The organism is Haliea salexigens DSM 19537 (assembly GCF_000423125.1).
Classification (GTDB): Bacteria; Pseudomonadota; Gammaproteobacteria; order Pseudomonadales; family Halieaceae; genus Haliea; species Haliea salexigens.
In genome coordinates this window covers 1-15,585 of the sequence record NZ_AUHJ01000004.1, presented here as the reverse complement: position 1 = coordinate 15,585, position 15,585 = coordinate 1, and the positions used below count along the sequence as shown (strand labels likewise).

The 15,585-nt window shown below is 59.5% G+C and carries 14 protein-coding genes and 2 tRNA genes; 10 read left to right on the top strand and 6 right to left on the bottom strand.

The features are described from left to right. Nucleotides 1-288: 288 nt before the first annotated feature. Nucleotides 289-681: a 6-carboxytetrahydropterin synthase QueD gene (queD, locus tag G533_RS20695; RefSeq protein WP_051230017.1), complete on the bottom strand. Its 393-nt coding sequence runs from the start codon at nt 679-681 to the stop codon at nt 289-291. Between the two features lie 194 nt (nt 682-875). On the opposite strand from queD, the gene G533_RS0105705 reads away from it, so the two are divergent. The 3 genes from G533_RS0105705 (at nt 876) to G533_RS0105695 (ending at nt 2,422) form a co-directional block, all read left to right on the top strand. Continuing rightward, nucleotides 876-951 (top strand) — tRNA-Val (locus tag G533_RS0105705). 17 nt (nt 952-968) lie between these two features. Beyond that, nucleotides 969-1,045: transfer RNA gene (locus tag G533_RS0105700), tRNA-Asp, on the top strand. A 138-nt stretch (nt 1,046-1,183) separates the two neighbouring features. Then, nucleotides 1,184-2,422, top strand: coding sequence for a tyrosine-type recombinase/integrase (locus G533_RS0105695; protein ID WP_008295263.1), 1,239 nt, complete (start codon nt 1,184-1,186; stop codon nt 2,420-2,422). A 391-nt stretch (nt 2,423-2,813) separates the two neighbouring features. Here the strand turns inward: G533_RS0105695 and G533_RS0105690 are convergent, their stop codons facing one another. From G533_RS0105690 to G533_RS0105670, 5 genes are read right to left on the bottom strand one after another with little or no spacing between them, the layout of a single operon-like run. Then, on the bottom strand, nt 2,814-5,867 hold the full coding sequence (locus G533_RS0105690; RefSeq protein WP_008295264.1) for an efflux RND transporter permease subunit: 3,054 nt from the start codon (nt 5,865-5,867) through the stop codon (nt 2,814-2,816). Then, entirely contained in the window at nt 5,864-7,081 is a 1,218-nt protein-coding gene (locus G533_RS0105685; protein ID WP_144079805.1) for an efflux RND transporter periplasmic adaptor subunit, read from the bottom strand. The genes G533_RS0105690 and G533_RS0105685 overlap by 4 nt, the downstream gene beginning before the upstream one ends. Before the next feature lie 17 nt (nt 7,082-7,098). Next, nucleotides 7,099-7,986, bottom strand: a complete 888-nt coding sequence (locus tag G533_RS0105680) for an alpha/beta fold hydrolase (protein WP_008295266.1) — start codon at nt 7,984-7,986, stop codon at nt 7,099-7,101. 28 nt (nt 7,987-8,014) lie between these two features. Beyond that, the gene (locus tag G533_RS0105675; RefSeq protein WP_008295267.1) at nt 8,015-8,485 is read right to left on the bottom strand and encodes a PaaI family thioesterase; all 471 of its coding nucleotides are present in this window, start codon (nt 8,483-8,485) and stop codon (nt 8,015-8,017) included. After that, nucleotides 8,482-8,841, bottom strand: a complete 360-nt coding sequence (locus G533_RS0105670; RefSeq protein WP_240472380.1) for a PaaI family thioesterase — start codon at nt 8,839-8,841, stop codon at nt 8,482-8,484. Before G533_RS0105670 ends, G533_RS0105675 begins: the two co-directional genes overlap by 4 nt. Nucleotides 8,842-9,019: 178 nt before the next feature. Here G533_RS0105670 and G533_RS0105665 point away from each other — a divergent pair, with 178 nt between their 5' ends. The 7 genes from G533_RS0105665 to G533_RS23875 form a co-directional block, all read left to right on the top strand. Continuing rightward, nucleotides 9,020-9,799: a TetR/AcrR family transcriptional regulator gene (locus tag G533_RS0105665; protein ID WP_240472389.1), complete on the top strand. Its 780-nt coding sequence runs from the start codon at nt 9,020-9,022 to the stop codon at nt 9,797-9,799. A gap of 912 nt (nt 9,800-10,711) precedes the next feature. Beyond that, nucleotides 10,712-11,941: a helix-turn-helix domain-containing protein gene (locus G533_RS23355; protein ID WP_027949129.1), complete on the top strand. Its 1,230-nt coding sequence runs from the start codon at nt 10,712-10,714 to the stop codon at nt 11,939-11,941. 362 nt (nt 11,942-12,303) lie between these two features. Next, nucleotides 12,304-12,903 (top strand): hypothetical protein, encoded by a 600-nt coding sequence (locus G533_RS0105655; RefSeq protein ID WP_027949128.1) that lies wholly within the window; start codon nt 12,304-12,306, stop codon nt 12,901-12,903. A 33-nt stretch (nt 12,904-12,936) separates the two neighbouring features. Then, nucleotides 12,937-13,392: a hypothetical protein gene (locus tag G533_RS24455; protein WP_144079804.1), complete on the top strand. Its 456-nt coding sequence runs from the start codon at nt 12,937-12,939 to the stop codon at nt 13,390-13,392. Between the two features lie 167 nt (nt 13,393-13,559). Continuing rightward, nucleotides 13,560-15,041 carry a S41 family peptidase gene (locus G533_RS23350; RefSeq protein WP_051230016.1) on the top strand — a complete coding sequence of 494 codons (1,482 nt, stop codon included), beginning with the start codon at nt 13,560-13,562 and terminating at the stop codon, nt 15,039-15,041. Between the two features lie 17 nt (nt 15,042-15,058). After that, entirely contained in the window at nt 15,059-15,265 is a 207-nt protein-coding gene (locus G533_RS20680) for a DUF8051 family protein (RefSeq protein ID WP_035526735.1), read from the top strand. 156 nt (nt 15,266-15,421) lie between these two features. Beyond that, a partial coding sequence (locus tag G533_RS23875; RefSeq protein ID WP_144079803.1) for a helix-turn-helix domain-containing protein occupies nt 15,422-15,585 on the top strand: 164 nt, incomplete at its 3' end.

The window sequence follows — 15,585 nt, the reverse complement described above, 5'->3', positions numbered from 1 at the left end:
GTAGTCGGGGGGGGTGTTACAGATTGGTTAAAAAACAAACAAATCGTAAAAACCCTTTAAATACATTAAGTTAAGATTGACTCCTAATGCCATACATCGGGTTTGATCGCTAAGCGAGAGGGGGCCGTGTCTCGCGGTGTCGATGTGCATAACCTTTTCTTTTGTGCTACCGAACGTAACCCGGCAGGGCTGTTGGAAACAGCCCGCCCGGGTCGCTTTGGGTAACACCCCACAAACCCGAGGCAGAACCCTTTGCCGCTAGTCTCCAGACAAAGGCCACTCGAATTCTTACATGTTACCGGCTAGTAACGGTTTGGTGACACCCTGGGGGCCGCGGTAGATACAACCCGAGGTGCAGGTCTCGCGAATCTCGATCTGCGACAGGCTGGTTAGCTGTGGCTTCAGCTCGTCCCATATCCAGCGGGCAATGTTCTCGCTGGTCGGGTTTTCCAGTCCGGGGATGTCGTTGAGGTAATAGTGGTCCAGGCGGTCGAGTACCGGCTTGAACGCAGCCTTGATATCACCAAAATCCATTACCCAGCCGCTGGGCTCGCAGGCCTCGCCCGAAACGACAAGGCGCACCTGGAATGAGTGGCCGTGCAGGCGGGCACACTTATGGCCAGCCGGCACGTTGGGTAGCCGGTGCGCGGCTTCGAAGTGAAACTCCTTGAAGATCTCCATGGTCGCAGTGCCCGTTTGTTCTGTTGCGTGGCGAGTGACCGGTCTTGCCCACTGACGCGGCCACCGGATCGGGGAAACGCGAAATAGTACTACCAAACACGGGTTTTTTCAGCGTTGGAAAAAATCCGCGACTTTTTATTCCGGAACGTTTGACAGCCTTTTTTTTATCTCTATAATGCGCGTTCTCGGTCAGGGGGTGGTTAGCTCAGCTGGGAGAGCATCTGCCTTACAAGCAGAGGGTCGGCGGTTCGATCCCGTCACCACCCACCATTTATCGAGAAAGTTTTGGAGCGGTAGTTCAGTTGGTTAGAATACCGGCCTGTCACGCCGGGGGTCGCGGGTTCGAGTCCCGTCCGCTCCGCCACCTTTTTGTATTGTAGTGAAACATTGCGCAACACGCTGAAATAGCGCAATTACCTGCTAGTAAAGCCTCAAAACACGCGACATCTCACCTCGACTGTTTCATCCCGTTGCGCTACGCTTCGTTTGGAGTGGGGGGTAAATGGGGGGTAAGAGCGTGGCGCTGACACCGGCAGACTGTGACCGCATCACCCGTCGCGGGCGACATCTGGATGCTGAAGGACTGTACCTCCTGGTTGCCAGAGGCGGCAGCAAAAACTGGATCTATCGCTACCAACATGAAGGGCGTCGGCGAGAGCTTGGGTTAGGCGGCTATCCGGCGGTGAGTTTGGCCAAGGCGCGGATGCGCCGAGACGCAGCGCGGGATCAGCGCCAGCAAGGCCACGACCCGCTTGAGGTCCGCGATCGTCAGAGGGCCCAGCTACGCGCGCAGATGGCTGCTGAAACGGCAGAGCGAGAGCGTGCCGCCATGACCTTCCTGCGCGTCGCCGATGAGTTTATCGACAACAACGCGGCGGGTTGGACGAACCGGAAGCACGGGCAGCAGTGGCGCAATACGCTGAAGACGTATGCCTTTCCGATATTGGGTGTCGTGCCCGTAGGTGAAGTCACCACGGATCAGGTGCTGCAGGTGCTCACCCCCATCTGGACCGAGAAGACCGAAACCGCGAAACGGTTGCAGGGCCGCATCGAACGCGTTCTGGACTACGCGACGACAAAGGGCCATCGTGAGGGTGATAATCCTGCTCGCTGGCGGGGGCACCTCGACAACGTGCTGCCCAGGCCCGGCAAGGTTCACCGCGTGGAGCACCAGCGGGCGCTGCCATATCTAGAGGCCCCCGAGCTCGCGGCGAAACTCACGGATGTCGATACCGCCGCGGGTCGCGCTCTTCTGCTGACACTACTGTGTGCGACCCGGACCAGTGAAACCCTGGAAGCGACCTGGTCGGAAATCGACCTTGATCGGAAGGAATGGCGTATTCCCGCTGTGCGCATGAAAGCGGGCAAGGAGCACCGCATACCGCTCTGTGATGCAGCCGTTGCCGTGCTGAAGACCCAGTCAGTTCATCAGGGCGAGAGGGGAGACTGGGTCTTCCCCGGACAAAAGCGCGGTAAATGCCTGAGCAATATGGCCATGACGAATGTGCTGAAGCGTACGGACTGGCTGGAACGAACGAGTGTCCACGGCCTTCGAAGCACCTTTCGTGACTGGGTGGGTGAGAAGACACGCTACCCCGAACGCATGGCCGAGGTGGCGCTAGCGCATCAACTTACCGACAAAGTTCAGGCGGCCTATTTTCGCGCCGACCTTATGGAGCAGCGGCGAGAGATGATGAATGAGTGGGCCGCATTCCTCGGATGTGATTCAGTTGTTGCCTAGTGTCACGCCGTCAACCGACATGCTCGGCCTCTTTGGTTCTTTCGATGGTGACCGAGACGTGAGCTGCATGGCGCCGGCTACCGGATCGCGGTTGGGGCGGTAGCGATATGTCATCAGACATGGAGTCTCGGATCGAACAAGTGCCGGGCGTGTTGGTAGCAATGCGTCAGCGCGCGACCTAAGCGGCGTCATGTGAATACCTCAACTTAACTATTCGTGAGGTTCGCCCAGATCGGCTTGTCTCCCGCCGTTTTTGGACAAAGTTGCCCGATGACTTCCTCACCTGTCTAAAAGCCATTGCGTCGTCAAAAGCTGATCCGGATCTCACTGCATGATCTACAGCCCAGCCGAACATTGGCAGCCAAAAATGCGGAATACCTCAGGCGGCCCGTCACCGAGCCAGCGGCGGCAGGCGATACCAGAGCGCATAGAGCGCCGGCACGAACAGGAGGGTGATCGCCGTGCCCACGGCCAGACCGCCGATGAGCACATAGGCCATTGGACCCCAGAAGCCGTCGAGAGTCAGGGGGACGAAGGCGAAGACTGCTGCCAGTGCCGTCAGGATGACTGGCCGCGCCCGGCGCACCGTGGCCTCGATGACCGCCTCGGCGCCGTCCATGCCGTCGGCGCGGTTGTCTTCCACCTGCTGCGCCAGGATCAGCGTGTTGCGCATGAGGATCCCGGCGAGGCCGATGAGCCCGAGAAGCGCCACGAAGCCGAAGGGCTGGTTGAACAGGAGCAGTGCCGCGACGGCCCCGATCAGCCCCAGGGGCGCCGTTGCCACCACCATGAAGGTGCCGCGGAAGCTGCGCATCTGCAGCATCACGAAGATCAGCATGAGAGCGACCATCACCGGCTGGAGGGCCGATAGGGAGGCGTTCGCCTTGCCTGATTTCTCCACCGAGCCGCCGATATCTATCCGGTAGCCGGGAGGCAGCTCTTCGCGAAGTCCCGCGGCGGCCTCCCATACCTCGTCGGTGACGCTGTTCGGCTGCCCGCTGCGGATGTTCGCAACGACGGGCAGGAAGCGCTCGCGGTTATAACGCATGATCACTGGCTCCTCGTATTCCACTGCCAGCCGGCCGATCTGCGCAAGCGACACCTTGCCACCGTCTGCCGCACGTAACTCGTGCCGCGATGCGTCACCCGGTTCGAGCCCGCCGCGGTCTCGGCCGCGTAGCCAGATAGGGACCGTGCGGATTCCCTGGCGCAGCTCGCCGACAGCTTCACCGTGGAGGTTGACCTGAAGGGAGCGGGCCACTGAGGCCGGCGTAAGGCCGTAGCGGGCCAGTGCGTGCTCGTCGTAGATCAGCCGCTGTATCGGGATGCGTTCGTCCCACTCGAGGTGAGGGTCTTTGATGTGCGGGTTGGCGTTCATGAGGACCACCAGTTCACGGCCGATGTTCCGCAATACGACCGGGTCGGGGCCGACGATGCGGAAGGCCAGAGGCCACACCACCGGCGGTCCGTAAAGCAGCCGCGACACACGCACCCGCGCCTGTGCGAAGGCGCCGGCGGTCACCTGCTCGCGCACCGCAGCCATGATCGCGTCGCGGGCCCGCTTGTCACGGGCCACGGCAACCACTTTGCCGAAGGCCGGGGAGGGCTGCTCCGGATTGGAGGAGATGAAGAAGCGCGGCGCGCCGGCACCGACATAGCTGACTTGATTGACTACGCCCGGTTGCGCCTCGAGCAGAGCCTCGACGGCACGCACGGTTTCCCCGGTCTCAGCGATGGAGGTGCCTTGGGGGTGCCAAAGCGACACGATGACCTCGAGGCGGTCCGAACCTGGGAAGAACTGCTTCTGGACGAAGCCGTTCATGGCGACCCCGGCGAGCACCAGCAGGAGAACTGTGCCGGCCACCACAAGCACGCGATGACTGACGCAGGCGCGAACCAGGGCGCGCAGGCGTCGGTAGCGCGGTGTGTCATAGGGATCGCCCCCGTGCCCGGTACCGCCGGGCTCGCGCAGCAGACGCACGCCCAGGTAGGGTGTGAAGGTGACCGCAACCAGCCAGGAGATTATGAGGGCGTATGCCAGTACCCAGAAGATATTGCCGGCGTATTCGCCTACGCTGGAACGGGCGAAACCAATCGGCACGAACCCCGAGACTGTAACCAGCGTGCCGAAGAGCATCGGCGCGGCTGTGATGTGCCAGGCCTGGGCCGCAGCCTCGACCCGGGGCATTCCTGCCTCCATTTTCACCAGCATAATCTCGATCGCGATGATGGCGTCGTCCACTAGCAGCCCGAGGGCGATGATCAGGGCGCCGAGTGTGATACGGTCGAGGTTGATCCCCGACAGTTTCATGGCCAGGAAGGTGATTCCGAGGGTCAGCGGGATGCTGATGCCGACAACGATGCCGGCACGCAGACCGAGAGCGGCGAAGCTGACCAGCATCACGACGAGCACTGCCACCAGAAATTTGATCTGGAACAGGTTCACAGCGTCGGCGATGGCTTCCGCCTGATTGGTGTGGCGCAGGAGAGACATGCCAAGAGGCAGCCGTTCGCGTTCCTCGGCGAGGAAGGTGTCCAGCCGCTCGCCGAGGTCGAGGCCGTTGGCGCCCTGCGTCATGACCACGCCGAGCAGCAGAGCGTCTTCGCCCTGGGCGCGCACCACGTAGCCGGGCGGGTCCTCGTAGCCGGCGTAGACCTCGGCCAGCTGGTCCAGGCGCATCAGGTGGTTGCCAAGGCGTACGGGGATGGAGCGAAGGTTGTCGAGTTCCGCGTGGTTGTCGCCCACGCGCATGCGCAGCAACGGGCCGCTGGCCTGGCGCTCGCCGGCAGGCAGTAGGCGGACGTGCGTGTTTATGGCATCGATGAGTGCCTGGGAGGAGACCCCGAGGTTGTTCAGCAGAGCATTATCCACGTCAACGTAGATACGTTCCGGCCGCTCGCCCAGGATCAGCGCCTTGTGCACCCCGGGCACCAGCCGCAGCCGATCGCGGATCGCCTCGACCTCCCGGGTCAGGTCGCGCAGCGGCAGTCCCGGGGCGGTGAGGGCGAGCAGGCTGAAGAATACGTCCGAGTAATCGTCGTTGACGATCGGGCCGACCACGCCCTGCGGCAGCAGCGGCATCTCGTCAAGCATACGCTTGCGCACCTGATACTGCAGCTCGGGAATCTTCTCCGCCGGAGTGAAGTCCTCGAACTCGACGGTGATGTCGGCGCGCCCGGGGCGAGCCACCGTCTCCAGCCGGTACAGGTAGGCTACCTCCTGCAGGCGCTTTTCCAGCCGGTGCACCAGTTGCTGGTCCACCTCTTCAGCGCTGGCGCCGGGCCAGAGCACGGACACCACCAGGGAGCGGACCACAAAGGCCGGGTCTTCAGCGCGGCCCATGGACAGGAAGGCGCTAAGGCCGCCGAGGGCGGCCAGGATAATGAAAAATCGGGTGACGGAACGCTGTCTGACCGCCAGCGCAGACAGGTTGACGCCCATCATTGCCGCCGTTCCCTGACCCTCATGCCCGGGGACAGCAGATGCGTTCCCAAGGCTACGACGGCATCGCCCGCGCGGAGCTCCCCGCGTACCCGCGCCTGCTCCCGGTCCACGGCGACGACGGTTACCGGTGTCGGCTCGCTGCGGCCATCCACGACCCGCCAAAGCTGTGGCCCCTCGCCGCGTTCGTCGACGGCGGCCAAGGGCACGGTGAAGGTCGCGGCGTCGCCGGCGCCGGCGAAAGACAGGCTGGCGACGCTGCCCAGGGGCAGCTGCAGGTGTGGCGGCAAGCGGTAGCGCGTGCGCCAGCCGCGGCTTGTCGGATCAGCTACCCCGTCACGCTCGCCAAGCTCGACGGTGATGTCCTTACCGCCGTGCCACAGGGTCGCCATCGCCGGGGCCGCCGGGCTGCCGAGAAATACCTCCGCCTCCCGCGGGCCGTCCTCGGCGAAGAGCAGAGCCGGTGCCTCCTGACGCAGCACGGCGCCGACCTCGGTCTCGAGGCGCATGACGGTACCGGCGGTGGGGGCGCGTAGCTCCGTTTCCCCGAGGCCCAGGCGCGCAAGTCGCAGTTCGTTCTCGGCCACGGTGCGCCGCGCCGCGGTTGCCCTTTCCAGCAGCGCCGCCCTGTCCTGGGCCTGCCTGCTGGTCAACTCACGGGCCATGAGGTCACGCTGGCGCGCAAGCTCGGTCGCCGCATTCTCGGCCTCAGCGGTCGTCGCATCCAGCGCGGCCTCGGCGCGTGCCAGCTCAAGGCGTTCGCTGCGGTCATCGAGGCTGAACAGGAGCTGGTCTGCCGAGACAGTCTCGCCGGCGTCGACGTGCCGCGCGACGATGCGCCCTGCACGCGGGAAAGTGAGCGGTGCCTCGACCCGGGCGCGGATCACTGCCGAGAGGCGCAGCGCTTCCGGATCGTCTGGTGCCACGATTACTGTGCGTACCACCGGTGGTACCCGCGCGGGGGCCTGCTGGTCGCCTTTGGTGCAGCCGATCAGGCCCATCGTTATGGCAAAAAGCACCATAATGGATGAAAGAGAGAAACGGTCATTCCGACACGCGGAGCCATTGATGACATTGATCCAAAGTCTGCAAACCCCAACTTTGCGGGAGTGGCCAGGGTTTAGGCAGGGCGAGCGTACGTTTCCTGCCTTAATGATGAATACCAGGACGGCATAAATGACCGAATAGGCGGGTGTTGCTAACTCGACGGACGGCACCCACACCCCAGGACTACTCACTGCGATTCGCAGACTGTGATCGACATTTTTTGTCGCACGGTATCGCGAATCGCATCCGGGCGCTCCATAGGCAGGAAATGGGTTGTTCCGGCAACGACGGTTACTTCGGCGGCTGGTAGTAAGGCACTGAAACGCTCGCGCGCAGCTGGCGAGAAAGTTGACGCCTGTTCTGCGGCGAGCGCAACAACTTCACATTGCAACTGGCGAATACCGGACCAGGGTTTGTGTTCGGTATGGGCGAAGGTGGCGCTCTCCCACTCTGGCGAACAGGCCAGGCGCACATGATCCCCGTCAGATACAAAGGCGTGACGAACATAGGCTTCCAACCATGTTTCGGGCCAACTCTTGAAGCCACCGCGGCCGCGATAACTGTCCAGCGCATCGTCCCGTGAGTCGAATACCGCTCGCCGGCGCGCCGCGCCAGCGGCCAGAGGAATCCGGTGTGATTGGCGAAGCAACTTGCTCAGCCACAATTTCCGGCCCTGCCGGGGATCCATGATGACGGGCTCCGCCAGAATGAGACCCAGGACGTTGTCTGGCCGCCTGGCTGCGGCCATGACGCTGGTGGTAGCCCCAATGGAATGGCCGGCAAGCCAGACCGGCTCATCAAAGCTTTCCAGCAGGGCGGTCATGTCCCGATAGTAAGGTTCCCAGCCTCGTAATGCTGAGCTTTTCGCCGCACTGGCACTCGCCCCGTGACCCCGCATATCCCACGCCAGGACGTTGATATCGGTGGAAAGCGCGTCAAGAAGGGGTTGATACAGGCGGCCGTGGAATCCCGTGGCATGTGCCCAGTGAAGGGTGGGGCGGCCTTGCGCGTGCGGCCAGCGCCACAGTGCTATTTCCTGGCCGTCCGGGGCTTGAAATGTGTCGCGTTCGGGCATGTCGTACCCATCCTCAATGGCTGGATTGTCACGTGGCCACCGTGGCTGTGAACAGCAACTGAACACGTCCGCTGGTAACGGGTCGGTTCTTGTTCTCCTGCCAACAAGTGACCTCTATCAGGCTGGTACGCCCGCCTTGGCGAACAATACTCGCCTTGGCGAAGGTGGTTACTGCCCTCGCTGAACGAAGATAATTGATGTTGCTGTCGACAATGCGCGTGCAACGCGCATCTTCATCTGCGTTTTGCGCAGCCGCCCGCGCGGTGATCTCGATCACCGCGCCAAGAACGCCTCCATGCAGGGCTGGCAGCATAAAGTTGCCAATGAACGACTCGCGATAAGGCAAGGCAACCACCATGCCCTCATCGTGTTGCTGAGCCTGCAGTCCAAGGTGCCGGGCGTACGGAAAGCGGTCCAGAAGGGCCTGCCATGCGCAGCCTTTTCCCGGGTCTTCGCTCAAGTCGGGGCGTGATTGCACTGAATCGATCATATCGCTCATGTTTCCGGCCTTTTGCCTCCAGTTGCCTGGAACCGTGGGCCGTGGGTATTGCGCATGAAGGTGGCGCTTCCCGTTGCCACGGGCTCGCCCTCACCCTCGGAATGGATCTCGCATTCGATGAATGCGATGTCGTCCGTCAGATGGCGGCAGCTGGCAACCGCCAACAACGGCCGTTTGCCGTTGGCAGGCTGCAGGTAATCCAGACGCAAATCCAGCGTGGCGACAGGGCTCAATCTCTGTACCTCTGCGAAGACCGCCAGCCCACAGGTCGAATCTGCCAGCGAATACATGATGCTGGAACAGATTTCCTCTCCTCCGTCGTCGGCAAGCATCCACGGCTTTGGCGTCAGTCGCATACAAACACGCTTTCCCTTTACTGAGACGACCTCCATACCCAGATCCCGGCTATGGGGGACGTGTTCTATGAACTGCGACGCAGTCAACATGGCCAAACCGCCCTGCGACTTTGCGCGAGCGTAAGATTGAGCTGAACACCGGTGTTGCGCATAGGCGACTGCTAGGTTGTTGCACTTGATGTTCGCTATCCTATCGTATATTTGGTTGGTCGACCAACCAAATGAGTGTCGGTCACGTGAAAATGACGGCTATCGCTGTGATGGCGTACCATCAATGCCAGATAATCGGGTTATCGCCGAGGTGCTGAACAACGCACCGGCCATTGCGGGAGGTACTGAAAGGGTGGATCACAAGCAGGTTGTCCCCGGACGCAAGCTGGAAGACCGGGACAACGTTTTGTCCAACGCGGCGAGGCTTTTTCGTGAGAAGGGATTCGACAAGACTTCACTCAAGGAAATCGCCGAGGCTTGCGAAATGCTGCCCGGAAGTCTTCACTATCGATACAGCACGAAGGAAGCCCTCCTGGTTGAACTGATGCGACAGGGGGTCGGTCAGGTTACGGCAGAGGTCGAAACCGCGCGCGTGAGCTCGGACAATCCGGTAGAGCGGTTACGTCTGTGCATTGACGCGCATCTGCGCGCTCTGCTGGTTGATTCAGACACGGTTTACGTACTGCTGTTTGAATGGCGGGCTCTGACCCGCGAGGCGCGGGAGGAGATTATTGAGCTGCGTGATCGTTATGAGTCCCTTTGGGCCCATATACTCGCAGAGATGATTCAACAGGGTGTTATTCGGCGGGGTGTCGATGATCGTTTGCTTCGCCTGATCGGCCTGGGGGCGCTAAATTGGGTTGCAACGTGGTTTGATCCAGAGGGTGCCTATACACTCGACGACATCAGCGAATTTATCTGGCAGATCACTCTAGACGGCGTGATTGTTGAGGGGTGTGCAGGTTGAAGTTGAAATCCAGGTGCTCCAGCGCGGTAGACACCCTTTGCGATATCCCGAGAAAAACCGGCGCACTCTTCTCGGGGGCATTCTGACTCGCTGTCGGTGTCTCTCGTGTTGTGGCAAACCCAAGAGACATCACGCCCGGCCGGTGCACAAGTATCGTCGAACGTTTTACGTTCGAAGTCTCAGCACGCCGCGTGTCGACCTTGTGCGTAAACCGCCGGATCAGCGTGTCCCGGCCGGTCGGTCACGGACCACGGTGAAACAACACACGATGCTTGCAGAAAAATAACGGATACGCTGGCTGAGGGGTCCTCACCGCCAACCATCACGCAAATTGATCAGCACCGGGGGTAAATCCATCGGGGCGTTTGGTCACGTTCAGACGCGCAAGACCGGATTCGTGCCGAAAACATTAGACGCAACTTTCAGCGTGCATTGAGTTTCAACAGTCTGCCGCCGATCTGTTTGACCATCAGGCGCGCGTTCTGTATGTTTCCGGACTGACGAGTCCGTCCATATGGGAATCGGAGGTCCTTGCGTGAAAAAGAAGCGCACACACAAGCCGAGCGAGGAGCGCTCCGCCAACTTTTTTGCATCGTAGTGAAACATTGCGCAACACGCTAAGGTGGCGCAATTAGCTGCTAGTAAGGCCTCAAAACTCGTGACAACTCACCTCGACTGTTTCATCCTGTTGCGCTGTGCTTCTTTGGCGTGGGGGGTAAATGGGGGGGTAGGCTCGTGGCGCTGACACTGACAGCATGTGAGGCCGAATGTGATCGCAACACCGGTCGCGGGTGACATCTGGAGACGTGGGACGTTTTTCAGAGCGGTCCGTGAGCTGTAGTGGAGCCCATTGTTACCGCTTAATACGTGTATCGGCTTGTTTTCCTACACGGTGCTGGCATTCTCATATGCATGTTTGATTTTTTGCCCCTGCTGTTTCTGATCGGCGCCGCGCAGGGCGGATTTTTGGCATTCGCGCTGTTTACCAGCGCCGGTGGAAACCGCAAAGCCAACTACTATCTTGCCTGTTACCTGCTGGTATTTGTACTGGCCCTGATCGACTACTTCTTGGATGCCGCTGGCCTTACGGAGCGGTTGGTTTGGCTACGCACCCTGCTCTGGCCTAAGGAGTTTCTTTACGGTGTATTTCTTTTCCTCTATTGCCGAGAGCTAACGCAGCCTAACCGCCCCATACCACCATCCCTTGCGGTTCTGCTGTGGTTGCCGTTGGCAATTCACTGTTGCGCAAGCTGGCCCCTGCTCTGGCTCCCTGCAGAACTGCAGTACAAGATTCTACTAAACGAAAGTGGTCTTCCTCCGCTCTACAATGCCTGGCGGTTCATGCTCGGAGACTTTGAACTTGTTGTAACCATCGCTCACCTCAGCGTCTTTATCGTGATCTGCTTGCGATTGGTAACGCAGCACCGAAGGCGCTTGGAGAGTAGGTATTCAAATCTCGATCGCATCAGTCTGGACTGGCTCCGCAATCTGTTGATTGGCACGATGCTGGTGTATGCACTGTGGCTTGCTGAAGAGATTTTCAGTGCCGATCTGCTATCGGGACGCGAGTGGCTTGACGTTACGCTGGCCGTCAGCATGGTTGTTCTCATTTACACGATGGGGCTTTTGGGACTGCGACAGCCGGCTATCTTCAGCACCCGGTCTAGGGCCCCGGTAGTCGAGCGCGAGGCAGCGGCTGCCGACGTGTCTGGCGGCTCGGACGTAAACGCACACAGGCAACAGCCTCCTATCGAAAAAACGGTGGACCCGCCGCCGCAGAAGTACCAGCGCTCGGCCTTATCTCCCGAGCTTGCGTCGAGCCTCGTAGAGGAGCTTGAGGCGCTTATGGCGAACAAATCGCCGTTTCTCGATCCCAATCTTTCTCTGTCAAACCTTGCGCAAGCATTGTCCGTGTCTACCAACTACCTGTCGCAGGCGATCAACGACCAACTCAAGTTGAATTTCTTTGACTGTGTAAACGGCTACCGGGTACGCCATTCGTTGCCCTTGCTGGCACAGTCGTCGAAAACTGTGCTGGAGATTGCCATGGACTCCGGATTCAACAGCAAGTCAGCGTTTTACACCGCCTTTCGCAAGCATCAGGGTATGACACCCGGCACATACCGCAAGCAAGTGGCCTAGGCGGCACCTACGTTAGGGCGGATGCTCCCGCCCTACAGGACAGTACTCCCCGTATCGCCACATTCTCGCCTCCCGGTCCTTCCTGCAACCCGCTGTTCTCAATGGCTTTTTTTCTCCACTCCCCGATACATCACTCAGCCTTCGCGTTCTAACTTGCAGGTCGGGACGACCCGCCTCCAGCCATGCATAAAACTGGTTTCGTCATCACAACGGACGGACTGGAAATGTCATCACATTCCCGAACGGGGTCATTCCCGACTTCGCGTGAAGAGCTGCTGAGACTTGCTTGCACGTGTTGTTCTGCGCCAAGGCAGAAGTTTGTCTGCAACGACTTATCGCAATATCCAAAGGGCAAAAACACCATGAAAACCAATGTACCGACTTCTGTTCGCGCTCTCATCACAGCGGCCTCGGTGGGCTTATTGCTTTCGAGCCCCGTGCAATCGGAGGACTACGATTTTATTCAAGTTAACGCTGTGCAAGCGGAATACGCCGCTCACCCGATGTTCACCTTCCGTGGCGTAGAGCTGCGTGCCAGCAAAGGATGGAGAAATTTTTTCACGGAGCTGCGATATCGGGATTTGACTGATGACAGTCAGGGCCTTGATATGGAGGAAAAGCGCTGGAATGCCTCCCTTGGCTACGCCATACCCATTTCAGAGCGCACGAGGGTTGATGTTCGCGCCAACTTTGGTGATGTGGAACTAACGCTTTCGAAGAGTCAGCGGACGTTGCAACAATCCTCTGACTACAGCGGCGTTAGCACTTTCATACATCACGCTGTGTCTGCCCGTGTGGACCTCTTTGCTGGACTTGAATACCAGAGCTGGGACAAGGACTTTGACCAGAAAGCCTATCACCTGGGAAGTAACTATCGCTTTGATCGACTGACGCTGGGTGCTGAGTACACCAAATACTCAGATTCAGACGCCATTAATCTCGTCTTACGTTACAGCTTTTAACAACGTCATCTTCACCGGAAACAGGAGTCAGATGTGAAATCTCTATTCGTAGTAAGCGTAATGGCAGCGATGACAGGCTGCGCGTCTGTGAGCTCACTTCCAGATCAGGCCACGGCACCGTCGACGCCCGTGAAAATCTATAGGTCAGCACAGCTCCAGGGTAGCTTGACCAATACCTTTATTGGCTGGAACGGCGACTACTACCTGACCCTGGCGCCAAAACAAGGCACCACTGTCAATGTTCCTTCGGGGCTAACAACCTTCCGCATAAGAGCTCACGCGGACCTGCGGAATGAGCTCACCTTATCCCTGGATCCAGGCGAACCCGCCTGCCTGATGGCGGAGGTGAATCCGGACAATATCGTGGGTCTCAACTGGTTTGTTCCAGGTTATCAATTACGCCAGGTGCCGTGCTCGGAGGGTCCCGCAGGTACTGAGTACGATCTGGTTGCATCGCCACTAATGAAACCTGCGCGACCAATGCACTAGTTAGTTCAGCCGCGGCATGAGGCCGCCAGGCCTAGCGAGTCAACCTCACTCAGTGCTCGGCCCGATAAAACCCGCAAAGTGCCCCACCGGCCGTCTCATGACGAGCGGCCGATAGCGCCCTGCACGCTAAAACGACCATCAACACACCAAGGATTCCGGAGCCAAACATGACTACCAACTGTACGAAAACTCTCATCGCCCTAAGCCTCAGCATTAATCTGGTCGCCTGTAGCGGCGGCGGGGGTTCGGGGGACGGATCCGGCGCATCGCCTGCCCCCATCGGGACTGCCATCGCCGAGGAATTTCAGGGCACTTGGATTGCCGAAGCCTACGGGCAGGTCATCGAGATTGGCGCGAGCACTTTGCGGCTTCTTGACTACACAAGCGACTACTGCTTTCTCGTTGAAGAAGCCTCTGATCTTGACACTAGCGACGTTGAGAGGCTTTTTCGTGTCCGTGAAGAACGGTTGGATTGGTACTCCGCTTCGGGCACGGCATCCTTCGGCGCTCCGAGCACGCGATTTGATAGCGCTGAGACTGTGCCTGCAAGCTGTGCCGATGGTGTCGACCCCCAGCAGGGGCAAGCTGGTTATAGCGCGGACGCGCGGGCTGAGCTTCGTCTCTTCGCGCAGTTGTTAGAGGAGTATTCGATTTACCCGGCCCTTCGCGAGCTGCCCGTCACACCATTGGTTGAAGAGCAGCTGAGCCAGTTGAGCGCCTCAAGCGGCGACGAGGCGCTCGCAGAGGCGTTGTTTAACATCGCAACGGCCTACCGCGACATTCACACTACGGTGGAAACCAGTCTCGGGCTGGTGAAAGTCCTGAACAAACCGGTGTATTCAGATCGCCTTTTTATTGAGTGGCTCGATCAGAACGACATCACACCACCACTGACACCAGCGCAGACAGACAGCGCAAACACCTACATCGGTGAGCAGCTGGAACTCGAGCGCGCGATAACCCTTGGCTACGCCGACAACAGCTCGGATATCCAAAGCGCAGCGAATGACCTGCTCACATGGTATGCAGTGGATGGCATTGGTTATCTTGCTATCGATGCCATGCTCGGCTTTGGAGATGTTGAAGATAACGACGACGAACTAGCCAGCCTTGAAAGCGCACTCGATCAAGCAATGAGCGATCTACGCGATACGCAGGCGTTGATTGTCGATCTACGGCGCAATGGCGGCGGCAAGGACTTTTTGAGCCTGGCTATCGCCAGCCGTTTCGTCGCTAACGAGACGCAAGCCTATAGTAAGCAGGCACGACTGGGCAGTTCTCGCACGGCACTCATCGATGTTTTTCTGAGCCCGAGGGGCGCGTTTCAGTACCTCGCCCCCGTGTTTTTGCTAACCAGTAGTCAGACCGCCAGCGCCGCTGAGACTTTCACGCTCGCGATGCGTGCGCTGCCCCAGGTGACGATCATCGGGGAGGCCACCCAGGGTGGATTTTCAGACCAGCTCGACAAGCGGCTAAGTAATGGCTGGAGAGCATCACTGGCAAACGAGTTTTATCTGTCTTCCGAAGGCGAAGAGTTCGAGACCGAGGGCGTGCCCGTTGACGTCGAGGTACCACAGCTGCAGCGCGAAGCGCGTCTACTGGGTACAGACTCAGGCATCGATGCCGTAATCACCATGCTCGACCAATGATTGGAGGGAGTCACATCATGAAAGTAGATAAACGGGTGCGCGTGCTCAGTGTGCTATTGGTTTTATCAGGTATTGCGTTGTCGTCCCTCGTGCCAGGCGGGCCGATTGAAAACCGTGACTTTTCTCATATCGCTCCGGTAGTTCTGCTGGTTTTCAACATCTTTTTGACCGCGCTGGGCCTGGGAAGCTTCCTGCTGCGTATTCCAGACCAAGCCTGCCACTGATTCCACGCGAAGCCTGCCACCCATTCCACAGCAAAGCTGCCACTGATTCCAGACGAAGCCTGCCACCCCGGCAGGCAGTCTGAGGTCACCCAACGGAGCGCCCCGACGCGGGATAACTAACCGGTACTCTGAGCCTTTCCACACGGAGGGGAACAGATGCCAGCGAAGAGGTTATCCATGCGTAAAATCAAAGAGGTGCTGCGCCTCAAATGGGCCCAGGGCCTGAGCAACCGGCAGATTGCCACCGCCTGTGGCATTGGCCGCCCCACCGTCAGCGAGTATCTGCGTCGTGCCGCCGAGGCCGGTTTGGAATGGCCGCT

Bases quoted from the DNA above. Each gene is read 5' to 3' on its own strand.
- queD (WP_051230017.1), bottom strand. From the start codon at position 681: ATGGAGATCTTCAAGGAGTTTCACTTCGAAGCCGCGCACCGGCTACCC.
- G533_RS0105695 (WP_008295263.1), top strand. From the start codon at position 1,184: ATGGGGGGTAAGAGCGTGGCGCTGACACCGGCAGACTGTGACCGCATC.
- G533_RS0105690 (WP_008295264.1), bottom strand. From the start codon at position 5,867: ATGATGGGCGTCAACCTGTCTGCGCTGGCGGTCAGACAGCGTTCCGTC.
- G533_RS0105680 (WP_008295266.1), bottom strand. From the start codon at position 7,986: ATGCCCGAACGCGACACATTTCAAGCCCCGGACGGCCAGGAAATAGCA.
- G533_RS0105675 (WP_008295267.1), bottom strand. From the start codon at position 8,485: ATGAGCGATATGATCGATTCAGTGCAATCACGCCCCGACTTGAGCGAA.
- G533_RS0105670 (WP_240472380.1), bottom strand. From the start codon at position 8,841: ATGCGACTGACGCCAAAGCCGTGGATGCTTGCCGACGACGGAGGAGAG.
- G533_RS0105665 (WP_240472389.1), top strand. From the start codon at position 9,020: ATGTTCGCTATCCTATCGTATATTTGGTTGGTCGACCAACCAAATGAG.
- G533_RS23355 (WP_027949129.1), top strand. From the start codon at position 10,712: ATGTTTGATTTTTTGCCCCTGCTGTTTCTGATCGGCGCCGCGCAGGGC.
- G533_RS0105655 (WP_027949128.1), top strand. From the start codon at position 12,304: ATGAAAACCAATGTACCGACTTCTGTTCGCGCTCTCATCACAGCGGCC.
- G533_RS23350 (WP_051230016.1), top strand. From the start codon at position 13,560: ATGACTACCAACTGTACGAAAACTCTCATCGCCCTAAGCCTCAGCATT.
- G533_RS20680 (WP_035526735.1), top strand. From the start codon at position 15,059: ATGAAAGTAGATAAACGGGTGCGCGTGCTCAGTGTGCTATTGGTTTTA.